The following is a 26068-nucleotide window of genomic DNA, read 5'->3' as shown; positions in this document are numbered from 1 at the left end:
CGCGCACCAGATCTTCTCCGGTCCACGGGGCGCGCGAGGTGACCATGTCACCCGTGCCGGGCAGCTTCGTCGGCGACCGGAAACCCGAGCGCGGCACCGGCTACCACCTCGGTCATCGGTGCCCGCTGACCACGGAGGTTCCGATGCTTCGCATGTTCCTCGCTGTCACGACCATGGCGCTGGCCGCCTGGACCGGAACGACCACCGCCGCCGAAGCGACACCCACGCCGACGCCATCGTCCACACCGACGCCGTCAGCGACACCGACGCCGGCCTGCCCACCAGCGCTACCGATCAGCGCCAGCGTGACCGGGGCCACCACCACGAGCCTGACCATCTCGTACGTCATCTTCTTCCGCCCACCCTGCGGCTACGACCCGCCGATGACCGTCAGCCTCTTCACCAGCCGTGAGGACGCCCAACAGTGGCGGGCCGCAGTCGCCGAGGGTGTCTCCGGGCCGGAGCGCAACGGCTCGGTGACCATTGATCGGCTCACGCCCGACACGGAGTACTGGTACCGGTTCACCGACGCCGAGGGCCGACGGGACCCGTACGTGATCGCCTCGGCCCGGACCGCCTCGCTGACCTCGTGCCGCGCGACGGCCACGATCGACGCCCGCTGGGGCAGCGGCTTCGTCGCGACGGTAACGGTCCGCAACACCGGGACGCTCCCGCTGGACCAGTGGCGCGTCTCCTGGCGATGGTCCGGTGACGAGCAGGTCCACACGGCCTGGGGTGGGGTGGCCGAGTCGACCGGCTCCGACGTCACCGTTCGCAACGCCTCCTACAACGGGACGCTGGCGCTGGACGGGGCCACCACGTTCGGTCTGCTCGTGACGACCAGCGCGGTGCCGTTCGGCCTGACCCTGACGTGCGCGCGGTGAACGGCGTCCGCCCCGCTCCGGCGCGACGGCGGGAGCGGGGCGGACGTCGTGTCGGTCAGGGCTTGCGGGCCACCGCGCCGTAGGCGTCGATCCCGACGGCGTCGGGATCCTCCGGTCGCCACAGCGGGATCGGCACCAGGCCCGGCTCCACCATCACCAGCCCGTCGAAGCAACTCGCGAGGTCCTCCGGGCTGCGCAGGATGTACGGAACTCCGCCGCTCTGCGCCAGCCGCTCGGCACCCGAGACCACCGCCGGGCTGGTGTTGGTGCCGTCCCAGAGCACCAGGTGTGAGCCGGACGGCACCGCGTCCATCGTGCGCCCGACGATCGAGCGCACCACGTCAAGGTCGGGCTCGTAGCCCATCACGCCCATGTACATCACGGCGATGGGCTGGTCGAAATCGAGCGTCTGCGCCGCCTCGGCGAGGATCTTCTCCGGGTCGTGGTAGTCGGCCGGGACGTAGGTGGTGACACCCTCCGACGTCGTGCTGGCCAGCAGTGCCCGCGCGTGCACCAGCACCATCGGGTCGTTGTCCACGTAGACGATCCGCGAGTCGGGCGCGACGCCCTGGGCGACCGCGTGCGTGTTCTGCATGGTGGGCAGGCCGGTGCCGATGTCCAGGAACTGCCGGATGCCCGCCTCGGCCGCGAGGTGACGCACGGCCCGCACCAGGAACACGCGCGACTGCTGCGCCATGAGGACGATCTCCGGGTAGACCTCGGCGACAGCGTCGCCGGCCGCCCGGTCGGACTGGAAGTTGTCCTTGCCGCCCATCCAGTAGTTCCAGATCCGCGCCGCGTGCGGCACGTCGGGCTGAAGCTTCGCAGCGAGTTCGGGGTCCGGGCCGGCCATGCCTGGCTCCTATCGAGGGGTCGTCAGCTGGAGGTCACCACAGCGGTACGCCCGGGATCGTACTCCGGCAATGTCCACTCTCGACCAGGGGTGGACCCACGCCGCCAGGCAGGGGATCAGGTCTCTGTCAGCGGTGGACCACCCCGTTCTGGTACGCCCACACGACGGTCTGTAGCCGATCTCGTGCGCCGATCTTCGCCATGGCGCGACCGAGGTGCGACTTGACAGTGCTGGTCTCGATGAAGAGATGCTCGGCGATCTCGACGTTCGACAGGCCCTGCGCGAGCAGCTCAACGATCTCGGTCTCCCGCGCGGTCAGCTGGTGCGCCGCCGAAGCGTCCGAGCGGGGAGCGGGCGTACGCCTGGCGAACTCCGAGATCACCCGACGGGTGACGGCCTGGTCGACGAGCCCGTACCCGCTCGCGAGGCGGCGGATCGCCTCGATCAACTCCTCGGGCTCACAGTCCTTGAGGATGAACCCGCTGGCACCGGACTCCAACGCGCCGAAGACGTACTCGTCGAGGTCGAAGGTCGTCACGACCAGCACCGCCGGTGGCGTCCCGGTCGCCTCGGCGACGATCTGCCGGGTCGCGGTGAGCCCGTCGCCGTGCGGCATCCGGACGTCCATGCAGATGACGTCCGGTTGCAGCCGGCGGGCCAGCTCGACGGCGGCGGACCCGTTCGACGCCTCCGCCACGACCTCGATCTCGCCGGCCTGCTCCAGGATGACGCGGAAGCCGGCGCGGACGACTGCCTGATCGTCGACGAGCATCACTCTGATCATGCTGGGGCCTCTTCCTTCGACCGGGTTGCGGCGGGACCGTTCGTCGGGAGGGTCGCGGCGACCGACCAGCCACCGGCCGCCGTCGGGCCGGCGGTGAACGTCGCCCCGATCAGCTGGGCGCGCTCACGCATGCCGACCAGGCCGACGCCACCGGTCCGTGCCGCCGGTACGCGTCGCGGTGCGGCGGGTTCGTTCACCACCTCGAGCGACACCGAGCGGGGCTCGAAGCGGAGCACCACCCGGGCCGCAGCGCCCGGGGCGTGCTGGCGGGCGTTGCTGAGCGACTCCTGCGCTATCCGGTAGAGCGCCACGTCGGCGATCGGCGGCACCTCGCGCTGCTCGCCCTCCCGGACGAACTCCACCGGGCCGGCGAGGTTGCCTGCGGTGCGGACGAGATCGTCGAGCATGCCCAGTCCCGGAACCGGGGCGGCACCGTCGCCGCCCTCGTGCCCGGGCCTGCCGCGCAGCACACCGACGACCAGCCGCAGGTTGTCCAGGGTCTCCTTGCCCTGGCTGCGGATCCAGGCCACGCCGGCCTTCGCGGCCGCCGGGTCCCGGTCGATCAGCCGCTCGACCGCCGCCGCCTGAACGACCATGCCGGAGAGGTGGTGCGCCGCCACGTCGTGCAACTCCCGGGCCATCCGGGAGCGCTCCGCGCCGATCGCCGCCTGGACCTTCGTGCGCTGCTCCCGGATCGCCTCATCCGCCCGCACCCGGACCAACTCGACGTAGCGCCGGTAGGTGGCCACGTAGCCGCCGACGAAGGTCGCGCCGGCGTAGGTCAGGGCGCTCGCCGAGACGTACGCAATGGCAGTCAGCAGATCCGGGGTGACCACGACGGCCGCCCCGATCGACTCCACCAGCACGACCGCGCTGACGGCCAGCAGTGCACGCCGAACCGGCAGCAACGACCCGACGGTGTACGCCACGACGAACGGTGCGAGGCCCCGGATGGTCGCCTCGGGCAGGGAGAAGCCGATGATGGGCAGTTGGAGGCCGACGACGAGTGCGAGGCACAGCAGTGGCCGGACCCGACGCAGGCACAGCAGCATCGCCTGCGCGCAGCAGATGGCGACGAGCAGCCAGGCCCGCGCCGGGTCGAACGACACCCCGTCCTCCGGTGCCACGAACCAGAACAGCGCGGTGAGCAGTACGAACGTCAGGACGGTCAGCACCGCGGCCAGCAGGCAGTCCCGTGGGAACACCCCGGTCACCCCGAACCGGGTGAGCCGTCCGTCGAGCCACTTCGTCAGTCGCGGTGTGCCGGGTTCGGTGTCGGCGTGGTCCCTCATGGGGTGCGCATCCTTGCTCCGGATCGTCCCGGGTCGGCGGGTCAGTAGGAGATGCTAGGCGCGAGCAGGTGGAACTCCACGGCGAACCAGCCCGCGCCGGCTAGAGCGAACAGGATCAGGCCGCTGGCGGTGATCCGCCGCCAGCCGAGGTGGCGTCGCACGTCGTCGACCAGCCGGACCGCGGCGGGCAGTACTCCGAGCAGACCGACCAGTTGCAGCACCTGAATGGTGCGCAGGGCGGGCCCGGGAACGTCCTGCAGGCTCATGATGCTGCCGATGCTCAGCACCCAGCCGGCGAACGCGAGCAGCGTGCCGGCGACGGCGAGGCGGCTCAGGATCCGCGCGGTGCGCCCCGCCCGCTCCCGGGGAGCACGGCCCAGCCGACGGCGGACGATCGCGCCGACCGGCCACGACAGGACGGCGAGCAGCAGCACGGCGGTGGACAGGGCCAGCACCGGAACGGCCACCATGGATGCGCGGGCCGGTTCGACGGGCAGCAACGCGAACGCGGAGTCGAAACTGATCGCCTCGACCCGGTCGTCGGTCGCCCGCATGGCGATCGTGCGCTGCCCGCCGACCTCGCGCCAGACCCAGGGCGCCACCTCCTCGTAGAGGGCGGGGGAGTCCGACAGCGGGCCCGGCTCCACCAGCAACCGGTCACCGTCGGCGACGCTGACAGTGGTCCGACCGACCAGACCGATCGCCGTCAGGAAGTTGCTGCCAATCGCTCGCGAGGACTCGTACGTGCCAGCGGCCAGCGCGGCGTGCTTGGCGGTGGTCGCCGGGTCCACGCCAGCGGTCGGCTGGTCGTCGCGGGCGGGGAAGTAGCGGTCGGCGAAGCCGTTCACGATCGACTCGCGAAGCTCGTGGCTGTCGAGGGCGCCGGAGCCGTTGCTGTTGAGCGACAGGAAGATGCCGGCCCGGTCGTCGGGGTAGATCTGAAGGTGGGAGTGGAAGTACTTGGTGTCGCCGCCGTGGCCGAGGATCCGGTGGCCGTTGCGGTCCTCGGCGAAGAATCCGAGGGTCATCCGGGGCCCGTCGGCCAGCGTGCCCAACGACGTCGCGTCCAGTGCCGGCCGCTGCATCAGCGCGCGGGTCGGTTGGTCCAGCAGGGGCGCGAAGCCCACCGGCTCGCCGAGCTGGGCGAGCATGAATCGTGCCATGTCCGTCGCCGGGGCGCTCAGCGCACCGGGCGGGGGCGTACCGACGATCTCGAACGGCGCGGCGGGCCCGGTGGAGGTGTCGTACCCGTTGGACATCCGGTCGCGCAGCGCCGCCGGGAGGGGCTGCTCGAAGGTCGACGACGGCATGCCCGCGCGGTCCAGGACATTGCGTTGGACGTACTCCTCGAAGCGCGTCCCGCTGACGCGTTCGACGATGTAGCCGGCGAGCGCGTTGCTGTAGTTGGAGTACGCGGGGACGGTGCCCGGCTGGTAGATCTGCTCCGGTGGGTCGGTCATCAGGGACCTGCGCAGGTTGAGGTCGCCGCCGTCGGTGCCGATGAGGCCGGCGATCCGCTCCTCGAAGCCGGCGGTGTGCGTGAGCAGGTGCCGCACTGTGACGGCCCGCTCGTAGCGCAGGGGCAGTTCGAAGTCGAGGTACGTCTTGACATCGGTGTCGAGGTCGAGCTTCCCGTCCTGCACGAGTTGCAGCACCGCGGTGGCGGTGACGAGCTTCGACACCGATCCCATCCGGAACAGATGCCGGTCCGGGTCGACAGGTACGGCCGCGTTCCCGCTGGCGCCGGTGTCGGCGTACCCGTACCCCCGGGTTGTGAGGATCTTGCCGTCGTCCACGACGGCGACAGTGGCTCCCGCGATGTCGGTACGGTCGAGCGCGGCCGGGAGCAGGCCGTCGAGCCAGGCGTTGACGTCGGTGTCGGTCAGGGCCGAACCCGCCCCGCTCGCTGCGGCGGGTGCCGCCGGAGCATCGATGGGCGGTGCGGGGTTGTGCTGCGGCGCGCCGCAGCCGGCGGTGCCCACGGCGATGACGACAGCGGTCGCCAGCACCGCGCCGAGTCGGACGAGAGGCCGGGCGGTTCGGGGTGAACCGGGTGCGTGAAGCGGAAGAGAGCGCATCGTCTGCCAGTGCCTTTCCTGGCGAACGGGTGTCCGGAGCAGGTCCGTACGGCGTCACCCGATGCCTTGGGACAAGCCTGTTCGAGTGATCGCGCCGAGCCATCTGGCGTGAGACGGCAATGCGCTTACGACTTGAGGAGGAGGGGCGGGTGCACCGATGGTGGGCAGAGGTGCCGCCCCGGTCGCGTGAACCACCGCCCGTACCGGTGCATCAAACCCTGTGACAGACCCCGCGGAGGAAGGACCACCCATGCGCGGCAACCTGCTCGTCGGTGCGATGCTCACCCTTACGTTCGTCGCCGGTTGCACGTCACCGGTGAAACGGGTCGGCGGCGACGCCGGGCCCGCCGGCTCTCCGTCCGCCAGCGCGAGCCCGCCGAGCCCGTCGGCGTCGAGCGCTCCGGCGCCCGGCAGCGCCGCTCCGACCACCCGCAGCGCCACCCCGGGTGCTCCGGCCACCCGCACCTCCGGCCCGGCCGCTCCGGTGAGCGAGATCAGGCGGACCAACTGGCCCAACGCGGTCATCCGCGGTTTGAAGTTCTGCGGTGAGTCCGACGACTCCGTGGTGTTCCGCAACGGGTCCAACGGCCTCGACATCCCGTGCCGGATCCTGCCGAACGGCGCACGGCCGGTGTATGCCGAATTCATCGGCGAGGAGCCGGCGAACGCGCCGTCGACGGAGGACGCGCTCGTCCTCGTCGAACTGGGCAACCCCGACGCGGCACGGCGGCAGGCCCTCGTGCCGATCCAGCTCTCGTACGACGGCAGGGAGCGGTACGCACGGCCGATCATCCTGGGTGACAATTCCAGCCCGTCCGGCGACCGGGTCATGACGTTCGTCTCATACCGAGTCGTGGGCGAGACCGTGCAGGCCACCGTCCGCAAGCTCGACGGTGGTACCGAGACGCGTCGGTGGCGCATGGTCGACTTCGCCGGCAACTGGGAACGGTACTAGCGTTGCGCGACCATCGAAGCGTTCACCCGCAGCGTGCCGAGGATCTCGTCGGTGCGGTCGACGCCGTCGGTCTGCTTGACCTGGACGTACACGCCGAAGGTGCCGGCCGCCGCGACCAGGGTGACCTCGCTGAACGACGTCTGCGCGCCACCGCATTGCGCCCAGTGCCGGACGGTCCCACTGAACGCGGCGACGGTGACCGCCCGGCCGGCGGCGGGTGTGCACCCTCGGTGATCGGGCAGCGTCGGCTGCTCCGCTCCGCGCAGCCCGGGGCTCACTCCCACGAAGACCCCCGGTGTCGCGCTGTCGACATCGGACCACTCGGTGAGGTCGGCTCCGACGAGCAGGCCGGGGCTGCGCCCGTCGGCGAGGCCGATCACCGTCGGGTCCCAGCCGCCGTCGCGCAGTTGCCGTGCCCAGCCGCCGGGAACGGCCACCGAGACAGCGCCGGTCGTGTCACCCACCCGGACCCAGCCGTGCGGCGCGGTGGCGGCGGTGGCGGATCCGGCCATGACCAGCGTCGCGGTCACGGTGCCGACGGCGGCGAGGAACCGGCGGATGCGCCGCGGCGGCGGGCGGGCCGCCAGCTGCCGGCTGGCGAGCAGACCCTCCAACGCGCCGGCGTACGCGGCTGCGGTGGGCCAGCGGCGCTCCGGATCGCGATGCATCGCCCGGCGGACGGCGCGCTCGACGGCGGCGGGTGCGCAGGGTGCCGCCGCCACCGGCTGCCCGGGCGGCGAGCCGGTCAACATGTGGTGCGTCAGCGCGCCGATCGCGTACACGTCGGCGCGTACGTCGATCCCTCCGCCGGGGACGCCCTGCTCGGGCGCCATGTAGGCGGGCGTGCCGGCGACCACTGTGAAGCCGGACGCGTGCGCGAGCGTCTTGGCCAGCCCCAGATCGGCGACCAACACCCGGTCACCGGCCGGGGTGGGGTCGAACAGCACGTTGGAGGGTTTGAGGTCGCGGTGCAGCACGCCGCTGTCGTGCAGGACCGCCACCGCCCTGGCGATGTCGGCGGCGATCCGCAGCGCCGAGCGCACCGGCATCGGCCCGTCGCTCAGCCGGTCGGCGAGCGTGCCGCCAGCGGCGTACGTCATCACCAGGTACGGCCGACCGTCGGGCAGCTCACCGATGTCCAACACCCGGACCAGATGATCGGAGTCGACCTGCCGCATGAACCGGGCCTCCTGGCGGAAGCGCCCCCGGATGTCGGCCCGCTGCGACCAGTTGTCGGCGAGCACCTTCACGGCCACCGGCGAGTGCAGCTCGTCGTCGTACGCCAGCCACACGGTGGCGAACGCACCGGCGCCGACGGGGCGTGCGATGCGGTACCGGCCAACCTGCGGCGGGATGGACACGATCGTATTATCCGGCCACCGGGACTCCGGTGACGCCCACGAGCGGGGGAACGCGGGTGGCGAAGGAATCTGACACCGAGGAGCTGGCGAGGCGGGCGGCGGCCGGCGACAGCGCCGCACTCGACGCGCTGCTGGCCGCGATCGGTCCACGGGTGCTGGAGCAGTGCGGGCGGTTCCTGCCCTGTCGGCAGGACGCGGAGGAGGCGGCGCAGGACGCGTTGTTACAGGTGGCCCGGCACATCCACCGGTTCGAGGGGCGGTCGCTCTTCTCCACCTGGTTGCACACCGTGGTCGCCAACTGCGCCCGCCAGACGTACCGGTCACTGCGGCGACGATCGGCCGAGCGGCCCAGCGCGCTGCTGCCCGTCGAGGTGGCCGACCCCCGCACGACGAGCGTCATCGCCGGATCGCGCCTCGACCTGCTGGACGCGCTGGACCGGCTGGAGGCGCACCGACCGGAGCTGGCGACGGCCCTCGTGCTCCGCGACGTGTGTCAGCTCGACTATCAGGAGATCGCCGGGCAGCTGGGCATCCCGATCGGCACGCTGAAGTCCCGGATCCATCACGCCCGTCGGTACCTCCGGGAGACGTTGCGGGGGAGTTGAGCGATCCGTACACCGATCCGTGGGTTTGCCGCCGATCGACGGACATCGTTTGACATGTACGCCGAGCGCATCTTTGATGTTCGATGTGTGCGTTCGGTGTGGTCGGGCGGTTCGTCGTCTGGTCCGGCCGGTCGATGCCCTGAGCCTGGAGGACGGATGCGAGTCACCGCGCGGAGAAGCCCACTACGCCCACGACGGCGGCTGTTGCCGGCGGCGATGGCGGCGGTGACGTTGCTGAGCCTGGCCGTCGGTGTGCCGGCGGCCGCCGCGGCACCAGCCACGATCGTCGGTGTGGCCAGCGGTCGTTGCCTGGACGTGGTCGGCAACGTCCGGACTGCCGGTGCCGGCATCAACATCTACGACTGCAATGGCCAGGCCAACCAGGCGTGGACCCTCACCTCAAGTGGCGAGCTGCGGGTCTACGACGACACGATGTGCCTGGACGTCGTCGGCCAGGACACCACCGCCCCGGCCGCGGTGCAGATCAACGGCTGCACCGGCGGCGCCAACCAACGCTGGCGGATCACCACCTCCGGGACCATCGTCGGGGTCCAGTCCGGGCTGTGCCTGGACGTGACCGGTGCGGGCACCGCCAACAGCACCACCGTCGGTCTCTGGACCTGCAACGGCCAGTCCAACCAGCGGTGGACGACGTCTCTCGGCAGCGCCGACAGCCAGCCGCCGACGGCGCCCGGCAGCCCACGGGTCAGCGGCCTGACCTGCAACTCGGTGACGTTCGCGTGGAACGCCTCGACGGACAACGTCGCGGTGGCCTTCTACGACATCTACCACGACGGCCAACTGATGACGTCGGTGAGCGGCACGACGCTCTCCACCAACCTGACCGTGGTGCCCGGGGCGACCTGGGGCCTGTACGTCAACGCCCGCGACGCCGCCGGCAACGTGTCGCAGGCCAGCACCACCGTGTCGATCACTCCGCCGCCCTGTCAGGCCGACAGCCAGCCACCGACGGTGCCGCAACAGCTCACCGGCACCGCGTCGGGCACCACTGTGACGCTGCGTTGGACCGCGTCGACCGACAACATTGGGGTACGCGCGTACGACGTCTACCGGGCCGGCGCGAAGGTGGGCACTGTCACCGGCGCGCCGCCGGCGACCACGTTCACCGACAGCGGTCTGGCGGCGAACACCTCCTACCAGTACTACGTGGTGGCTCGGGACGCGCAGGACAACGCTTCGTCGCGCAGCGGCACCGCGACGGTGACCACCGGTGCGGCGTGCGCCAACCCGGTGTGCGGGGTGCGGCAGGTCACCACCGACACCGACATCCCGTGGGGTCTGGTGACGTTGCCGGACGGCAGCGTGCTCTACAACCGCCGCGACGCGCACGACATCATCCAGCTCAACCCGACCACCGGGGCCAAGACCAACCTGGGCACGGTGCCGAACGTGCAGAGCACCGACGGTGAGGGTGGCCTGTTGGGGCTCGCCATCTCGGCCAGCTACTCCAGCGACCGCTGGCTGTACATCATGCACACCTCGCCGAGCGACAACCGCATCGTCCGGATCAGGCTGGAGAACGGGCGACTCAACACCGCCAGCGAGCAGGTTCTGCTCAGCGGCATCCGGCGTAACAAGTACCACGACGGTGGTCGCCTGCGGTTCGGCCCGGACGGCAAGCTGTACGCCAGCACCGGCGACGCCCAGAACGGCAACTACGCCCAGGACCGGTCCAGCCTCGAAGGCAAGATCCTGCGACTCAACCCGGACGGCACCGTCCCCTCGGACAACCCGTTCGGCAACTACGTGTGGAGCTACGGCCACCGCAACCCGCAGGGGCTGGCGTTCGACTCGCAGGGCCGGCTGTGGGAGCAGGAGTTCGGCAACTCGGTCATGGACGAGACCAACCTGATCACCAAGGGTGGAAACTACGGCTGGCCGGCGTGCGAGGGCACCAGTGGCGCCTGCGGTACGGCCGGGTTCATCGCGCCGGCGCGCACCTATCCGACCGCCGAAGGGTCCTGCTCCGGCATCACGATCGTGCGCGACGCGCTCTACGTGGCCTGCGCCCGAGGCGCTCGGATGTACCGCGCGGTGATCAGCGGCAGCAGCCTGACGAACGTGCAGACGTACTTCAGTGGCACCTACGGTCGGTTGCGGACGGTGGAGCCGGCTCCCGACGGCGGGCTGTGGCTGACCACCACCAACGTCGGTGACAAGGACAGCACCCCGAACAACAGCAACGAGAGGATCCTGCACGTCACGCTCGGCAACTAGACCCTGATCGCTGTGCGGTAGGGGTGATGTGGCTGGAGAGCGGTATACCGCTGAGGCATAAATATTCCTCAGCGGTATACCGCCGATGAGTGCCCATGGCCCGGAGTGCTCCCGAACCCGGTCGGGCGACATGCCCTCAGCCGCTGGTCAGGAGCACGAGTTGCTGGGTGGCTCGGGTCATCGCGACGTAGCGGTCGACCGCCCCCGAGATGCCGGTGCCGAACGTTTCCGGGTCGACGAGGACGACCAGGTCGAACTCCAGCCCCTTGGCCTGCTCCGGGCTCAGTGACCGGACCCGGGCCGTGGGCGGGAACGTCGGGTCGCCGATGACGCAGGCGATCCCCTCGGCGTGCGCGGCGAGCCAGGTGTCGAGGATCGACCCCAGGTCGGCGACCGATCCGTGGACTACGGGAAGTCCGTTGCCACGGATGGAGGTCGGCACGTTGGCGTCGGGGAGCACGGCCCGGATGACCGGTTCGGCCTCCACCATGACCTCCGCTGGCGTCCGGTAGTTGATGCTCAACGAAGCCAGACTGACATGGTCGAGCCCGACCCGCTTGAGGCGTTCCTGCCACGACTCGGTGAACCCGTGCCGGGCCTGAGCGCGGTCTCCCACGATGGTGAAGCTGCGCGACGGGCAGCGCGCCAGCAGCATCTGCCACTGGGCGTCGGTCAGCTCCTGCGCCTCGTCGACGACGATGTGCGCGAACGGGCCGGCCAGCAGGTCCGGGTCGGCGTCCGGCAGCGCGGAGTCGTCGACCAGGACGTCGCGCAGGTCGGGTTGGCGCAGCATCGCCAGCAGACCCTCGCCGTCGTCGTAGGTGTCGGCCGCGAGCAGCTCGTCGACGACCCGGGCCATGTGCTCGCGTTCGACAGCGGCGGCCGGGTCACGCCGACGGGTGCGCCCCGTCCTCTCCGCGTCGCCGAGCCGCTGCCGCGCCGCGTCGAGCAGCGGCAGGTCGGACACGGTCCAGGCCCGGGGCTCGTCGCGTTGCAGCTTGCGGACCTCCTCGGGGCTGAGCCAGGGCGCGCACCTGCGCAGGTACGCGGGCACCGACCACAGGTCACCCACGAGATCGGCCGCGTCGAGCAACGGCCAGGCGCGGTTCACCGTCGCCCGCAGCTCCCGGTTACGCAGCAGCGAGTCGCGGAGCACGTCGTCCGGCTCCTCGCCGTCGTACCGGTCGATGAGGATGGTCAGCAGCTCCTCCCAGATCTCCTCGCGCGCCTCGTTGTGCGGGGTGCCCGGACCCGGCGCCTGGAACGCGTCGGCCCAGTCGTCGGCGCTCAGGCGGACGTCGGAGTCGCCCACCGGGACCGTCATCGGGGCGACCGGTGGGTCCTCGTAGAACCGGACGGCCGCGTCGATCGCCCGGATCAGCTCGGCCGACGACTTCAGCCGGGCGACCTCCGGGTCGGTGTCGACGGCTGCCGTGGCCCCCTCTCCGACGAGGTCGCGCAGGGTGCAGGTCTGCACGTCCTCCTCTCCGAGGCTGGGCAGAACGTCGGCGACGTAGGCCAGGTAGGGCTGGTGCGGCCCCACGAAGAGCACCCCACCCCGGCGCTGCCCGAGACGCGGGTCGGAGTAGAGCAGGTACGCGGTGCGGTGCAGCGCGACGACGGTCTTACCGGTGCCCGGACCGCCGTCGACCACGAGGGCGCCGGCCGACCCCGCCCGGATGATGGCGTCCTGGTCGGCCTGGATCGTGCTGAGCACGTCACGCATGCGGGCCGACCGGGCGCTGCCCAGACTGGCGATGAACGCGGACTGGTCGTCGAGCGCGACGGCGTGCCCCACGAACCCGTCCGGGGTGAACACCTCGTCCCAGTAGTCGCTGATCCGGCCGCGGGTCCAGCGGTAGCGGCGACGGCTCGCCAGGCCCATCGGGTTGGCGTGGGTCGCGCCGAAGAACGGCTCGGCCGCGGGTGAGCGCCAGTCGAGCAGCAGCCGCCGACCCGTGCTGTCGGTGAGACCGCGTCGTCCGACGTACACCGGGTCGGGGTTGTCCGCCTCGACCACGTGGCCCAGGCACAGGTCCAGTCCGTAGCGGCTCAGCGAGCGCAGGCGGGCGGTCAGCCGGCGGACCTCCTCGTCGCGGTCGACGGCCTGCCGGCCCTTGCCGCCGGGCGCCCGGCGCGCGGTGTCCAGACGGTCGGACAGCTCGGCGCTCAGCTGCGCGAGGCCCTGCGCCATGGCCGCGAAGTGCCGCTCGTCGTGGGCGATGAGCGCCGGGTCGGCCTTGGGCGCGAGGTGATCGGGAAGGTCGAACACGGAGGTAGGCAAGGAATCCAATTCATGACTTCCATTTCGGCAGAATTTGGCCTCGGCCGACGATTCTGCGTCATAAACGGGGTCTTGCCGCAAGCCCCCCAGTGCGGTATAAGTTAGAAGTGGCGGGAGACCGGGTGTCTCCCGTTTTCCGCGTCAGGGCACGTCGACGACGTCGCGGCCGAGGGGCCAGAACGCGGCCGGCACGAGCTTGAAGTTGGCGATGCCGAACGGGATCCCGATGATCGTGACGCAGAGGGCGATGCCCGCGAGGATGTGGGAGAGCGCCAGCCACCATCCGGCCAGCGCCACCCAGAGGATGTTCGCCAGGCCGGAGCCGACGCCCGCGCCCGGCTTGGGCACCAGGGTGCGGCCGAAGGGCCACAGCGAGTAGACCGCGAGGCGCAGCGACGCGACGCCGAACGGGATGGTGATGACCAGGACGAAGCAGATCAGCGCGGCGATGCCGTAGCCGACCGCCAGCACGAGGCCACCGCCGAAGACGAGCCACAGCACATTCAGTACGAAACGAATCACTACTCCAGCATGAAACATGCTCGCCACCCGGTCGGCTCGCCCCGTTCCCTCAGCGGGGAACGGCCACCGCGTGGCCCTCGGGGATGGCCCTCTCGCCACCGTCGGACAACTGGGCGAGGGCGTGCCTCCGGGCAGATCGTCTGCACTCTCACCAGCCGCGAGGACGTCTCCACAGTGGCCTTCCTGCGCGACGGCACGGCTCTCGGCGTGCCCCGGGCCGACGGCTCCCTGTCCAGCCGGCCGCTCACCCGCGGCGACTATGCCCCCTCACCAGCGACCGCTGAGCGCGCGTACCACCGGGAGCCCGAGGACCGCGACATCGACGACGCTGCCCGCCGCCGCCGCGGGACCGGCCGCTGTAAGGTACGCGAAAACCCTTCCACGGCCTGCTCCGGAGTGCGGTAACCCGGCCCCGGAAGCTCAGGAGGATCACGTGTCGTCCGACGACCGTTGGCTGCTCGACATCCCGATCGCGCACCGCGGGCTGACCGGCGACAATCGGCCCGCCAACTCGCTGGCGGCGTTCGAGGCGGCCGCCGAGGCTGGCTACGCCTGCGAACTGGATGTGCAGCTCACCCGCTCGGGCGAGCTCGTCGTCGTTCACGACTACGACTTGACCGCGCTCACCGGTGCGGCGATCGCCACTGCGGAGCTGACACCGGCCGATCGGCAGCGGCTCCGGTTGCAGGGCACCGACCAGCGGGTTCCCACGCTGTCGCAGGTGCTGGACCTGGTCGCCGGACGGGTGCCCCTGCTGATCGAGCTGAAACGGCCGACGCTCGCCCTCAACTTCGATCTGGTCGACGAGGTGCTGCGACAGACCGCCGACTACCCGGGGCGGTACGCGGTCGAATCCTTCGACCCGTTGCTCGTGGCGGCGCTGCGGGTCGCGGTGCGAAAGCTGCCGCCGGAACGCCGGGTGCCGGTGGGGCGCATCTGCGGCCTGCTGCGCACCGCCGGGCCGCTGACCCGGATGGTGGGTCGCAGTATGGTCAGCAACCTGGTCACTCGGCCTGATTTTCTGGCCTACGAGGTGGACGCATTTCCGTCCAACCTGACGGCGTGGTGGCGTCGCCGCGGTGTTCCGGTGATTTCCTGGCCAGTCGCTTCACCGGAGCGGGAGATGTTCGCCCGTCAATACTCCGACAACATCGTTTTCTCGGGCTATAGACCGTCGCATGGCCAGCATCTAGCATCGTGACGTGTCTGTTGACCAAGGACAGAGCGGGTTGCTCGCCGAGTCGCAGAACGGCGCTCCCGGCGATCCGTTGCAGGTTTACCGCGCGTTGGCCGAAGAAAGCATCAACAAGCTCAGGGACCATTACGACTGGCGGGCGAAATGGCACCGACGGCTCTTTCGTTTCACCGGCATCCTGGTCATCGTCGTCAGTGCGTCTCTGCCACTGCTCGCCGGCTTCAGCTATCCGGGTAAGAACCTGGTAATCGCGGTCTCGGGCGTGGTCATCGCCACGGCCACCGCGCTCCGCACCTTTTATCAGTGGGATCAGATGTGGGCACTGCTGCGGCGTACCCATTTCGCCCTCATCGAGGCGAGCAACCAGTGGAGACTCGCGTTCGGTCGCGCCGAGGCGACCGCTGATCCGGCCGAGCGGGAGCAGCGCGCGTACGCGGCGACAGAGGTGCTGTTGGCGAAGATCGAGGGCATCCGCAGTGCCGAGACGGAGAAGTTCTTCAGCTCGTTGGCGTTTCCGGAGGAATCCGCGCTGACCGGCAAGCCATTTCGTCCCTGACCGCTGGCGTGGTGGTCGGGCGGGTCTCGGGGTTGCTCGGTGGAAGACCTGAGACGAAAGCCAGGGCGACCCGAGGGAACCTCCCGGAGGTCGGCCGGGATCGGCGGCCACATGCTGGCTGGCATGAAACGCGCTGCGCTCTACGTGATCGCCGGACCGGTCGGCATCGTGGCCTACGGCCTGATCCGGCTGTGGGCAAGGTCCGACGGGGTGTACGGCCCCGGGCTCGACTGGCAGGCCGCCCACCTGGTCGCTCTCGCCGGCATGGTGTGCTTCGTCCCGGGTGTGCTCGCGCTGTCCCGCCTGCTGCCCTGCAGTCCGTGGCGTACCGGGGTGGTGGCCGGCACGTTGGTCGGCCTCGCCGCGACGATGGTGCAGTTCGGTGCGGACATCGTCGAGGGGCTGCTGGCCGAGGACCGGGCGGAGATGTCGAGGCTCGGCGCGGAATTCAAGGACATCCCCGGCGTGGAGGTGGCCTTCTACGACGTCGTACCCCAGTTCTTCTTCCTCGGCCTGCTCGTCCTCGCGGGTATGCTCGCCGCCGGGCGGCGGCTGCCGTTGTGGAGTGTGCCGCTGCTCCTCGCCGGCATCGTCCTGCCGGCGGTCACCCTCGACCTGCTTCCGATCGGCGGCCTGTGCATGGCGCTGGCGTTGGCCCCGGCGTTGCCGCTGGTGCGACAGCAGGGCGAGCGTGCCGAGTCGCCCGTGGTCATCCACTGAGGACGCAGGGTGGCGCCGGCCCTCCAGGCCCAGCGCCACCCTTCGAACCGCTACTTCAGCGCGAGGGTCCGGGCGTCGCCGGCGATGACGCTGGCGACTTCCGCCGGCACCAGCTTGCCGGCCTGCCGGTCGGCGTAGGTGGCCAGCTCGGCGTACTGGGCGTGGGCCAGCTTGGTGGTCATCGCGGTGACGGCGGCCGGGTCCGCGTCCGAGGTGAGGATCAGGTAGCCGAGGCCGGCCTGGCTCACCGTCACGGTGAAGGTGCTGGTCGCGGTGGCGGTGCCCTCGGGCCCGGTCGCCTCGGTGGTGATGGTGTGCCGGCCGGCGGTCAGCCTGGCCAGGTCGAGCTTGCGCCCGGCGGCCGACCTCTTACCGTCCAGCGTCACGGTGACCGTGTCCGCGTTGGTCGCGGCGACCGCGATCACCGGCGACTGCGCCCGGTCCAGCCGAGCCCCGTTGACCGGCGAGGTGATCTGCACGGTCGGGTCGGCGGAGGCCCGCTGGACGAACGCCGAGTTCCAGCCGACCAGCTCCGCCGCGCGGTTGGTGATGATCGCGTCGGTGCCGATCCGTTCCAGCCGCTGCCACAGGCCGGCGGAGTCCATCGTCCAGGCCATCACGGCGACCCCGGCGGCGTGCAGCGGCGCGACGACCTCCGGCTTGGCCAACAGCGCGTTGCCGTCCGGGTTGTACGCGGTCAGGTGCAGCTCCTTCGCGATCGCCACCGGGTCGGCGTCCAGGGTGCTGCGGAGCAGGCCGAGCGGTAGCTCGGGGGCGAGCTCGTAGGTGTACTTCAGGGCGTCGACCTCGAAACTCTGGATGAAGACCCGGCCCATCATCTGCTCGTCCCGGATCACCTGGATGATCGCGGCGACCTCGTCGCGGGTGTGCCTGCCCTTGATCTCCACGAGCAGGTTGCCACCCCGCGTCCGCAGATCGGCGAGCTGCTCCGCGAGGGTGGGCACCCGCTCGCCGACGTACTGCGGGCCGAACCAGGAGCCGGCGTCGAGGGCCTTGATCTGCGCGGCGGTCAGGTCCCGGATGTTGCCGGTGCCGTCGGTGGTCCGGTCGACGGTGCCGTCGTGCAGGATGAACGGGATGCCGTCCCTGCTCGGCTGGACGTCGTTCTCGATCCAGTCGGCGCCACCCTTACGGGCGATCTCCTGGGCGACGAGGGTGTTCTCCGGTGCGGCGGCGGACGCGCCTCGGTGGGCGATCACGGTGAACGGGCTGCCCTCGGGGCGGAGGTAGCCGTTCGGGGCCAGCTCGGTGACGGTGACGTCGTCGTACGACACGGTCGCGCCGTTGACGAAGAGCCCCTGGACGCCGTCGGCGGAACGCTGGAGGCTGCTGGTCCGCATCGCCTCCCGCCCGTCGAAGATCCAGCGGGCCTGGTTGCCGTGCACCTCGACGGCGACGCGCACGTCCCGGCCGGTGCCGGCGGCGGACGGGGCGGAGGCGGTGTTCGTCACGACCCAGGCGTTGGCAGTGGTCCGCTGGGCGAATTCGAGCCCGTTGGCGGCCGTGGTGCCGCTGCGCATGGTGGCGATCCACCAGGGGGTCGCGCCACTGGCGGGGACGTCGATGCCGAGCGAGGCCCAGCGGGTGGCGGCCGAGACCGACTCGAAGCGCATGGTCGCCTCGAGGCGGAAGTCGTTCAGGTGCCGACCGAAGGTGATCTTGTTGTTCTCGCTGGAGCTGGCGGAGGTTCCGTACAGACGGCCGTTCTCGACCCTCCAGGTGCCGTCGACCGCGTGCCAACCGGCGGGCAGCGACCCGGCCGAGAAGTTCTCCGAGACGACGACGCTGCCCGGCTCGGCGGTGGCGGGCGACGAGGTCGCGACGGCGACCGCGACGGCAGCGCCGGTGACGGCGAGAGCGGCGACGGAGGCGGCGGCCCGGGTACCCAGGGCGCCGAGGCGTGACCCGGCGCGGCGAGGCGGCGGTGATGCGGGTAGGACAGTCATGGTCGCGACGCTACGAAGCGCGCCCGAACTGATGATCAATCAAGCATGGCTGCCGCCGGAACGCCGGGTGTACCGCGCTCGATCGGGGCGTCCCGGACTGGTCAGTTCGGCAGGCCGGAGCAGGCGGCCCCGTCGATCGTGCACGCCTTGGGGGCGGAACCGGTCAACGATCCGTTGACCCGGAACGTCACCCGCACGGAGGCGCTGCCGGGCACCTGAGGAGTGTTCGGATCCGGCACGAACGTCCACACCGCACCGTCCCGGCTGGCCTGCGCCCCCTCGACCCCGCTGATCCCCAGCGACTCCCGGGGCAGGGTGACGACCAGCGTCCACCCCGGGGCCGGGACCGAGCCCGGATTACTGATCGTCACTGTCGCGCCGTAGCTGAGCAGGGCGTTGTCCGTGATGGCGAAGTCCGCGCCCAGGGCCGCCGGGGTGGGCTCGGTGGTCGCGCCGGTCGGCGTGGGCCTGGTCGAAGACGTGACGGCCGGTGGGGTCGAGGAGGCCGTGGCGGGCGGTGGAGCGGGCACCGCGGGGCTGGTGACCGCCGGTCGCGCCTGCGCGTGGGGGGTACCGGACGGCGACGCGCCCACCTGCTCGACCGACGGCGGCGGGTCGAGGGTCACCGGCGTCAGCTTCTCCGGCGTACGCAGCACCCCGACGACGGACACGACCGTCGCGATCAGCACCCCGAGCGCCGCGACGACGGCCACCCAGGTGGCCCGCGAGACGTCCTCCCGACCGGTGAGCACCCGCCGTGCGGCCGTGACGATGGCCACGACCCGATCCAGCAGGATGATCGCCACGGTACGGCGTGGCTGGGGTGGTGTTGCCGGCACTGCCAGTCTCTCCTTCAGTTCGTCGCCAGGTGCGCGCCCACGATCCGCCCGGGTCGCGGGTGTCAGCTGCCCGGTCACAACCCGCGAAGCCCGACGAGTATCGCCTCGAGCAGGTCCTCGGTCGGCAGCTCCGACAGCATCGGCGGTTCGTGCGTCTCGATCAGCCCGGCCGCGAGCAGGTCACCGAGCAGCACCCGGACCGTCCCCAGCGGAAGATCCAACTCGGCGCCCACCTCGGCCACCGACACTGGATGGTGACACAGCTCGACGATCCGCGCCTGTTCGGGGAAGAGCGGTGTGGGAGGCGTGACCCCCCTTCGGGCGACGACCAGCGAGATCAGGTCGAACTGGCCGCGTGCGGGCGCGGTGCGCCCCCCGGTCATCGTGTAGGGCCGGGCGACAGGGCCCGCGTCGTCGTCGTACCACGCCTCGTCAGTGGCGCCGCTGGTGTGCACCAGTGTCCCCGATCGTCACCGAGGAGGCCGGGCCCAGGGTGATCGGCAGGTGCTGCTCGGCCTGCCCCACGAAGAGCGCCACCTCGTACGCCATGTCACCGACCTCGACGTCGTCACCGGCGATCCGCACGGTGAGGATGGTCCCGTTCGGGATGGTGGCGATGAACAGGAACGCTCGCGACATCTGCACCACGACCTGGCGCAGCCGACCCGCGTCACAGGTCCGGGTGGCGGCCAGCCCCAACGCGATCAGTCCGGCGACCACGCCGGAGATCTGCTCGGCCAGCTTCGCCCCCACCCGCCGCGAGCCGCCGAGCGGCAGCCCGTCCGGTGAGAGAACCACGGCGAACTCCGCACCGTGCACCCGGTCGACCAGGTCGTTCAGGGCGTCGGTCAGGCCGTCCTCGGTGACCACTGCAGACGTCATTGTTGTCTCCTTGCTGTTCTGGCGACTGGCAACTCAATCGTGTCGAGGCTGGTCCTGCCGTGTTCCGGGCCGATCGGCCCGGGGTGGCGGACCCGCGTCGGCAGCGCGCCGTTGCCGTTGGGGTCGGTCAGGTCGGCGCCGGTGCGGGCCGGTGGGTACGGGCTGTCGGGTGGTGCGTCTGTCGGTACGCGGCCGGTGTCGGTGACCGTGATCAGCCGGGAGGGTAGGAGCACGATGGCGGCCGTCCCGCCGCGCCGGCTGGGGCGTAGCGAGACGTGGGCGCCGCAGCGGCCGGCCAGTACGGCGACGGCGTACCAGCCGGCGAGGCCCGCGGGCGGGCCGTCCGGTGGGGGATTGCCGAGCAGGTGGTTCGCCTCGGCCAGCGCGGCGGCGTCCAGGCCGGGCCCGTCGTCGACGACGAGGACGGCACACCCCTGCGGTCGCTGTTCGCCGCTGACCCGGACTGTGGTGTCCGCCCCGGAGAAGGCCAGGGCGTTCTCGATCAGCTCCGCCAGCAGGTGGATGACGTCCGTGACGGCCGGCCCCGCGAGCGACCACGGCCAGTGCGGCGCGATCAGGACCCGGTGGTAGTCCGGGACCTCGGCGACCGCGCCGCGCGCCACGTCGAGCAGTGGCACCGGGCGTCGCCAGCGGCGGGCGGGTGTCGCGCCGGCCAGTGTGATCAGTTTCTCCACGTTGCGTCGGACCCGGGTGGTGAGGTGGTCGAGTTGGAACAGTTCGCCGGTCTCCTCGGTGGACCGTTCCCGACGTTGCATCCCGTCCAGCACTGTGAGCTGGTCGCGCAGCAGGACCTGGTTGCGTCGGGTCAGCTCCAGGAACAGCTCCCGCTCGGCGTCACCCCTAGGCGTCGCCGGTTCCTGGGCTGATGCCGGCGTGTCCGGCACCGGAGCCGGAAGGTCGGCGTCGGTAGTGGTCAGCTCGTCGGTCAGGCGTCGGACGGTGCCCGCCCAGCTCAGCAGGAGCACGAGCACGACGATGAGGCCGAGCCCCACGACGGCTCCGGTACGCGCGATGAGCACTGCGGCACCGGGGGTGGCCCGCTCGACGCTGCTGCGGGCGGTGTCCGTCACCAGTGTCTGCAACGCGCCGAGGGCGGCGTCCGCCGCGGCCCGCCAGCCCTGGATGGTGAGACCGGTCAGGGCGTTGGCAGTGCCCGACTGGAGCAGCAGCCGGTCCTCCAGGGCGAGCAGAGCCGCGAACTCGGGGCCGGCCGCGAGGCGCTGATGCTCGTCCTGGCCGTCTTGCGGAAGCCCGGCCGCGGCCTCGGTGCGCGCGTACCGCTGGATGCTGACCAGTGCGGTCAGCCGGCGCCGCTCGTCGGCGTCGAGCCGTGCGCCGGTCAGGGCCGCGCTGACCACTGTGTCCTCCCGGGCGAGCAACTCCCGGGCACGGGCCAGCGCGATCACCGCGCGGGTGTCGGCGGCCAACCCGCTCTCGTACGCGCCCCACTCCGGGCCGTACACCCGGAAGGCGACGTCGATGACCTCGTCGTACCCGTCGACTGCCGCGCCCTGGTCGAGCCGGCCGGTGTCCACCTGGGCTCGGGTCGTGCCCAGGCCGTCGAGCCGCCGGACCAGCTCGCCGGCCCGGTCGCGGACCGTGCCGGCGCTGAGCAACCGGAGGTCGCGGCCCTTGGTGAACTCGCGGATCTCGGCGGCGGCCCGGTCGGTGCCTTCGCGGGCCCCGACCAGCGCGGGGGTCGTCTGCCCCGCCCCGGCGATCGTCTCGGCGGTGATCCGGCGTTCCGTCTGCAGGCTCAGAATCAGGCGGTCGATGGGCTGGCCCAGCGTGTCCGCCAACGCCCGGACGCGCACCAGGTCGACCGCGTCCTGGCTGGACACGTAGGCCGCGTACGACCAGAGCGTGATCAGCACGGCGGCCAGCACGGCCAGCCTGGTCCGGATCAGCCGAACGTCGTTGCGGGTCATCGGGTCGCCCGCTGCGGCCACGGTTGCCCGGCGGTGTCGCTGGCCCGGTCGGCGACGAGGGTGCGCAGCAGCGCCAGCAGTTCGGTGCGGTTGGCGCAGTTGAGCCGGTTGCGCATCCGCGCCACGTGGTGTTCGACGGTCTTGGCCGAGATGAAGAGCCGATCGCCGATCTCCCGGTAGGTCAGTCCGGCCAGCACCAGCTCGGCGACCTCGTACTCGCGGTCGCTGAGACCGTGCTGGGTGGGGCCGGCGACCCGTGCCGTGCTCGCACCGGTCGTCGGTGTCTGCCCGCTCTGCCCACCGGAAGGCCGCCCCTGCAACGCTCGGGCGCACTCCAGCAGGGTGGTCATCGCCCGTCGGTCCGCGGTGCGGATGGCGGCCTGCCCGGCGAGGCGGGCGCCGTCCCAGCACAACCCGGTGTCGTGAAGTCCTCGGGCGGCGGCCTCCACCCGGGTCGGGTCGACGACCCCTCGGAGCACCTCCACCCAGCTCTCCGCGGCGGCGGCGACAACGGCCGCGTACCGGCTGTGGCCAGCGGCGGCGAGCAACGCCGCGACGTGTTCGTCGGCGATCGTCGGCTCGCCGGTCAGGATGGCGGCGTGCAGCCCGCACCAGTGCAGCGGCACACTCCACAGTGGTGGGTCGCCGAGGCGGTCGAGCAGCGCACGCCCCTGATGCAGGTGCGGCTCCAGCCGGGCCAGGTCACCCAGCCGCGCGCCCGCGATGGCCAGCTCACCCAACGGCAGCAGTGTGAACAGGTCGACGGGGTGCCGCACCACGGCCTCCAGCGCCTGCCCCCAACCCCGCTTGAGCGCCCCGAGGTCACTGTTGCGCCGGCCGATGCCCATCCGAATCGCGGCGGCGAAGAGCTGGTCGCGTGACTCCAGTGGCCGCCCGTCGAGCGTCACAGTGGCGAGGTGCTCGCCGGCGGTGTGGATCTCGCCACGGACCATCAGGATCCAGGCCTGCAACAGCCGGTGGCGGCGGGCCATCAGCGGGCCGCCGACTCCGGCGGCCAGGGCGCGGTGCAGCACCCGCTCGGCGATCTCCAGCTCACCGCAGTGCACCGCGGTCAACGCGGCGAGGGCCGCCGGGCTGTCCGGCAGCAACGCCGCCCGGCCGTCCGGCTCCAGCAGCGCGGCGGCCTGCACGAGCGCGGAGAGCGCGGCGGTCGGCGGGCCGGTCACGCTCTCGCGTACACCGTTGGCCATCAGTCGGGCGGCGCTCGCGTGCAGGGTCGGGGGTTCGCCCGCCGGGTCGCCCGCCGGTGCCTCGGTGGTGGCGGCCGGGTCGCCGGTGGCCAGCCCGCCGACGATGGCGAACGCCGCCGCCGAGGCGGTGCCCGACCACCGGAACAGCTCGACGCTGCGACCGACGTGACCACGGTGGGCCAGGGCGGTGGCGGCGACCACGGCCGCCTCGGAGCGCTCCGGGGGAGCGGCAGTGGCCAGGAGTCGGTCCGCCAGCCGAAGCGCGTCGTCGAGGTCACCGGCGAGCGCGGCGGCGAGCGCCTGCCGCGCGTTGGGTGGCAGCCCGGCCGCCGTGGCCGCCGCGAACAGCTCGGCGGCGAACGCCGGCTCGTCGGCCAGAGCCTCGTCCGCCGCGGCGGCCAGGGTCGCGGCCGGGCAGTCGCCGAGCGCGCCGACCGCGAGCAGGGAGCGGACCAGCGGCAGTACCGCGCCACCCCGAGCGAGTTGCAACTCGGTGAGCCGACGCCATACCGCTGTCCGTTCGGTGGTGGGGCTGAGTGTCGCGACGGCCCGCCTGACGATCGGTGCGAGCCGGCCGTCCGCGCCGAGCAGCCCGGCAGCCCTGGCCGTGGCGATCAGTTCGTCCACTCCGGCCGGGTCCCGGCCCAGCAGCGCGCCGAGCATGCTCACCGGTAGCGCCCCGCCGGCCGCGACAGCGAGGAGCAGTCGTCGTACCGCGGTGGGCTGGACGTCCAGGTCCGGCCCGAATTCGAGGATGACGGACCGTGGTGGGTCGACCATCGCGCCGGTCCGGGTCTCCGCGCCGGCCAGGCCGCGGGCCAGCCGTTCCACGTCCCGGGGTACGCCGGCGGTCTGCGTGTGGACGAAGTCGACCAGGTCGGCGGGGCGGCCCAGCTCGGGTGTGGCGGCGAGATGGGCGGCGGTCTGCTCCCGGGTGAACGGCGTGAGCAGCACCGCCTGCCCGTCGCGTCGCAGGGCGTCGACCAGCTCACTGAACGCCGCTGACCGGGGCCACGGGCGGTGGGCCACCACCAACCGGTGTCGCCGGCCGGCGACCAGACGCAGCAGCGCTTCGGTCCGCGCGTCGTCGAGCAGGTGCGCGTCGTCGACCAGCACGACCGTGTCGGGGTCGACCGGCTCATCCGGCTCCGGGGCGGCCGTGCGGACGGCGATGCCGGCGCGCTGGTGAATGCGCTCCAACTCGGCGAGAAGCGCGGTCTTTCCGTGACCGGCCGGGCCGGCGACGCCGACGGCGAGCGGGCCGGTCGGGTCCTGCGCGACAGTGTCCAGTAGCGCCTGCAACCCCTTGTCCACTGTCAACCCTGGTGCGGCGAGGTCATTCATGATCATCGGGGTTATCCTTCGCGTCCACGACCGCGGGCCAGCGCCAGGCGGGACGGCTTCGGCAGTTCCAGTGGGAGGACCCGGACCGGAGGCCGCGGTGGCGGTTCGCCCGGAACGGTGTGATGGGCTCGGCGTGGTGCCGGGATGGTGGCCCGCCCGGCACCGCTGACCGGGGCCGGAACGCGGGCCGGCGGTGGCTGGCGGGGGCGTGGTGACACCACCTGACAGGCGGCCATCGCCGCTCCGGTGGCGGCGGTCAACTGTGCGTCCGGCTCCACCTCGACGGGCACCGGGAGGGCCGCGCCGATCAGTTCGGTCACGAGCGGGACCCGGGTGGAGCCGCCGGCCAGCAGGACGCCGTCGAGCTGCGCCGGAGTCAGGTCGGCGCTGCGCACGGCCCGGAGCAGGAGGTCGACGGTGGCCTGCACCGTCGGGCGGATCATGGCCTCGAACTGTGCCCGGGTCACCGGCACCCGCGCCGGGCCGCTCGGCAGGGTCAGCACCACGTCGGCGGTGAGGTCGACGGTCAGCACCCGCTTGACCCGGTCACACTCCGCGCGCAGCCCGCGCAGCGCGGCCTGGGCCCCGCGACGTCCGGTCGCGGCCAACTCCCGGGCCAGCACGGTACGAGCATGCTCGGCGAGCGCCTCGTCGAAGTCGGCGCCGCCGATCGAGTCGAGACCCTGCGGGGTGCCGAACGTCTCGTACGTGCCGCGCGGGGTGCGGCGCACCAGAGCCGCCTCGAAACTGTTGCCCCCCAGGGCGTAGACGACGGCCGTGCTGCCCGCGAACCCGCGAGCGGCGTGGCTCTCGGCGACGGTGACCGTGCGGGGTAGCAACGTCACGTGTCGTAGGCCGAGGTCCGACAGGGCCCGGTGCAGCACCTCCCGCCGGTAGGGGCGCCACCCCGCGGGGTGGCTGAGCACGATCGCCTCGGCCGCCTCAGCCTCCAGGGCGTGGACCCGCTCCACCACCCACGCCGCCAGTTCGGCGGTCAGCGTCTGCGGCGCGCACGGCTCGCCGCCGAGCAGCACCGGCACGTCGTCGCCGATCCGGTGGACGAAGTCCCGGGTGGTGCGGCTGCCGTCGTCGGTCACCGGCTCGCCGACGCGCAGCGAACCGTCCTCTTCCAGGCACAACACCGACGGCATGAGGGGTGAGCCGGCGCTCAGCGGGACGGCCTCGGGACGGGTCCAGGTCGCGCCGCGTCGTCGTGCGACGGCGGCGGCCGTGTTGCTGCTTCCGATGTCTATCCCCAGGACGTACGGCATCGTCTCTGTCTCTCCCCGTGAGTCGGCCGGTCGGTGGCGATGGCGTCGGCTGCCCGACGACCCACCCCCGGCGAACCCCGCGGGCTCCTACGTTCGTACCAGAGATCAGTCCCTGGTCGGGACCCTAATCTCGCCGGGACGGTTTCCCCCTGTCCCCCTAACGTACGAGGTGGCGGTGCCCCTAGTTCAACCGGCCCGGATGCGGGCTCAGCCCCGATGCCCGGGGGCGGGCCCCCGCAATAGCGTCGTCACTGTCGACGTACGACACCCGCCAATGC

General features: G+C 71.7%; 21 protein-coding genes and 1 pseudogene. 8 read left to right on the top strand and 14 right to left on the bottom strand.

Translation table 11 applies throughout. From position 1 onward, the window contains the following. Positions 1-143: 143 nt before the first annotated feature. Positions 144-884, top strand: a complete 741-nt coding sequence (locus MED15_RS02760; RefSeq protein WP_112734931.1) for a cellulose binding domain-containing protein — start codon at positions 144-146, stop codon at positions 882-884. 55 nt (positions 885-939) lie between these two features. Here MED15_RS02760 and MED15_RS02755 read toward each other — a convergent pair whose 3' ends face one another. The 4 genes from MED15_RS02755 to MED15_RS02740 form a co-directional block, all read right to left on the bottom strand. Further along, a complete protein-coding gene (locus MED15_RS02755) occupies positions 940-1737 on the bottom strand; it encodes an SAM-dependent methyltransferase (protein ID WP_091399609.1) in 798 nt (265 codons plus the stop codon). 127 nt (positions 1738-1864) lie between these two features. After that, positions 1865-2521: a response regulator gene (locus MED15_RS02750; RefSeq protein WP_112725521.1), complete on the bottom strand. Its 657-nt coding sequence runs from the start codon at positions 2519-2521 to the stop codon at positions 1865-1867. Further along, positions 2518-3813, bottom strand: coding sequence for a sensor histidine kinase (locus MED15_RS02745; RefSeq protein ID WP_112734720.1), 1296 nt, complete (start codon positions 3811-3813; stop codon positions 2518-2520). Before MED15_RS02745 ends, MED15_RS02750 begins: the two co-directional genes overlap by 4 nt. Before the next feature lie 41 nt (positions 3814-3854). After that, positions 3855-5822, bottom strand: a complete 1968-nt coding sequence (locus MED15_RS02740; protein WP_208646460.1) for a serine hydrolase domain-containing protein — start codon at positions 5820-5822, stop codon at positions 3855-3857. A 319-nt stretch (positions 5823-6141) separates the two neighbouring features. Here MED15_RS02740 and MED15_RS02735 point away from each other — a divergent pair, with 319 nt between their 5' ends. Further along, on the top strand, positions 6142-6846 hold the full coding sequence (locus MED15_RS02735) for a hypothetical protein (protein ID WP_112734718.1): 705 nt from the start codon (positions 6142-6144) through the stop codon (positions 6844-6846). On the opposite strand, the gene MED15_RS02730 is transcribed toward MED15_RS02735, so the two are convergent. Further along, the gene (locus MED15_RS02730; protein ID WP_112734717.1) at positions 6843-8207 is read right to left on the bottom strand and encodes a serine/threonine-protein kinase; all 1365 of its coding nucleotides are present in this window, start codon (positions 8205-8207) and stop codon (positions 6843-6845) included. The two genes, MED15_RS02735 and MED15_RS02730, sit on opposite strands and share 4 nt — an antisense overlap. A 56-nt stretch (positions 8208-8263) precedes the next feature. Here MED15_RS02730 and MED15_RS02725 point away from each other — a divergent pair, with 56 nt between their 5' ends. Further along, complete coding sequence (locus MED15_RS02725; protein WP_112734716.1) at positions 8264-8812, top strand: RNA polymerase sigma factor; 549 nt, start codon at positions 8264-8266, stop codon at positions 8810-8812. A gap of 156 nt (positions 8813-8968) precedes the next feature. Then, positions 8969-11050 (top strand): PQQ-dependent sugar dehydrogenase, encoded by a 2082-nt coding sequence (locus MED15_RS02720; RefSeq protein WP_112734715.1) that lies wholly within the window; start codon positions 8969-8971, stop codon positions 11048-11050. A 136-nt stretch (positions 11051-11186) separates the two neighbouring features. On the opposite strand, the gene helR is transcribed toward MED15_RS02720, so the two are convergent. Further along, the gene (helR, locus tag MED15_RS02715) at positions 11187-13322 is read right to left on the bottom strand and encodes an RNA polymerase recycling motor ATPase HelR (protein WP_244220336.1); all 2136 of its coding nucleotides are present in this window, start codon (positions 13320-13322) and stop codon (positions 11187-11189) included. A 153-nt stretch (positions 13323-13475) separates the two neighbouring features. Further along, on the bottom strand, positions 13476-13856 hold the full coding sequence (locus tag MED15_RS02710) for a YccF domain-containing protein (RefSeq protein WP_208646458.1): 381 nt from the start codon (positions 13854-13856) through the stop codon (positions 13476-13478). A gap of 123 nt (positions 13857-13979) precedes the next feature. Between MED15_RS02710 and MED15_RS34745 the strand changes: the two are divergent. The 4 genes and pseudogenes from MED15_RS34745 to MED15_RS02695 form a co-directional block, all read left to right on the top strand. Then, positions 13980-14117, top strand: a pseudogene (locus tag MED15_RS34745) (GerMN domain-containing protein); the annotation flags it as partial. A gap of 172 nt (positions 14118-14289) precedes the next feature. Then, positions 14290-15057: a glycerophosphodiester phosphodiesterase family protein gene (locus MED15_RS02705; RefSeq protein ID WP_167457556.1), complete on the top strand. Its 768-nt coding sequence runs from the start codon at positions 14290-14292 to the stop codon at positions 15055-15057. Position 15058: 1 nt separating this feature from the next. After that, positions 15059-15607, top strand: a complete 549-nt coding sequence (locus tag MED15_RS02700) for an SLATT domain-containing protein (protein ID WP_112588897.1) — start codon at positions 15059-15061, stop codon at positions 15605-15607. Between the two features lie 123 nt (positions 15608-15730). Next, positions 15731-16327, top strand: coding sequence for a hypothetical protein (locus tag MED15_RS02695; RefSeq protein ID WP_146766673.1), 597 nt, complete (start codon positions 15731-15733; stop codon positions 16325-16327). A gap of 50 nt (positions 16328-16377) precedes the next feature. Here MED15_RS02695 and MED15_RS02690 read toward each other — a convergent pair whose 3' ends face one another. The 7 genes from MED15_RS02690 to MED15_RS02660 all read right to left on the bottom strand — a co-directional run bounded on the left by MED15_RS02690 (position 16378) and on the right by MED15_RS02660 (position 25790). Next, positions 16378-18294: a glycerophosphodiester phosphodiesterase gene (locus MED15_RS02690; RefSeq protein ID WP_112734712.1), complete on the bottom strand. Its 1917-nt coding sequence runs from the start codon at positions 18292-18294 to the stop codon at positions 16378-16380. 101 nt (positions 18295-18395) lie between these two features. Beyond that, a complete protein-coding gene (locus MED15_RS02685) occupies positions 18396-19133 on the bottom strand; it encodes a cellulose binding domain-containing protein (RefSeq protein WP_167457555.1) in 738 nt (245 codons plus the stop codon). A gap of 74 nt (positions 19134-19207) precedes the next feature. Beyond that, on the bottom strand, positions 19208-19588 hold the full coding sequence (locus MED15_RS02680) for a DUF742 domain-containing protein (protein WP_112588905.1): 381 nt from the start codon (positions 19586-19588) through the stop codon (positions 19208-19210). After that, positions 19566-20015, bottom strand: a complete 450-nt coding sequence (locus MED15_RS02675) for a roadblock/LC7 domain-containing protein (protein WP_112588907.1) — start codon at positions 20013-20015, stop codon at positions 19566-19568. The genes MED15_RS02680 and MED15_RS02675 overlap by 23 nt, the downstream gene beginning before the upstream one ends. Beyond that, positions 20012-21964, bottom strand: a complete 1953-nt coding sequence (locus MED15_RS02670; protein WP_146754528.1) for a sensor histidine kinase — start codon at positions 21962-21964, stop codon at positions 20012-20014. The genes MED15_RS02675 and MED15_RS02670 overlap by 4 nt, the downstream gene beginning before the upstream one ends. Next, positions 21961-24525 (bottom strand): LuxR C-terminal-related transcriptional regulator, encoded by a 2565-nt coding sequence (locus tag MED15_RS02665; RefSeq protein ID WP_208646457.1) that lies wholly within the window; start codon positions 24523-24525, stop codon positions 21961-21963. Before MED15_RS02665 ends, MED15_RS02670 begins: the two co-directional genes overlap by 4 nt. A 5-nt stretch (positions 24526-24530) precedes the next feature. Further along, positions 24531-25790 (bottom strand): Hsp70 family protein, encoded by a 1260-nt coding sequence (locus tag MED15_RS02660; protein ID WP_112734711.1) that lies wholly within the window; start codon positions 25788-25790, stop codon positions 24531-24533. Between the last annotated feature and the right edge of the window lie 278 nt (positions 25791-26068).

It is taken from the genome of Micromonospora noduli (genome assembly GCF_003264475.1).
Lineage (GTDB): Bacteria > Actinomycetota > Actinomycetes > Mycobacteriales > Micromonosporaceae > Micromonospora > Micromonospora noduli.
The sequence above is the reverse complement of the archived record's forward strand: the minus strand, read 5'-3'. Positions and strand labels throughout refer to the sequence as shown.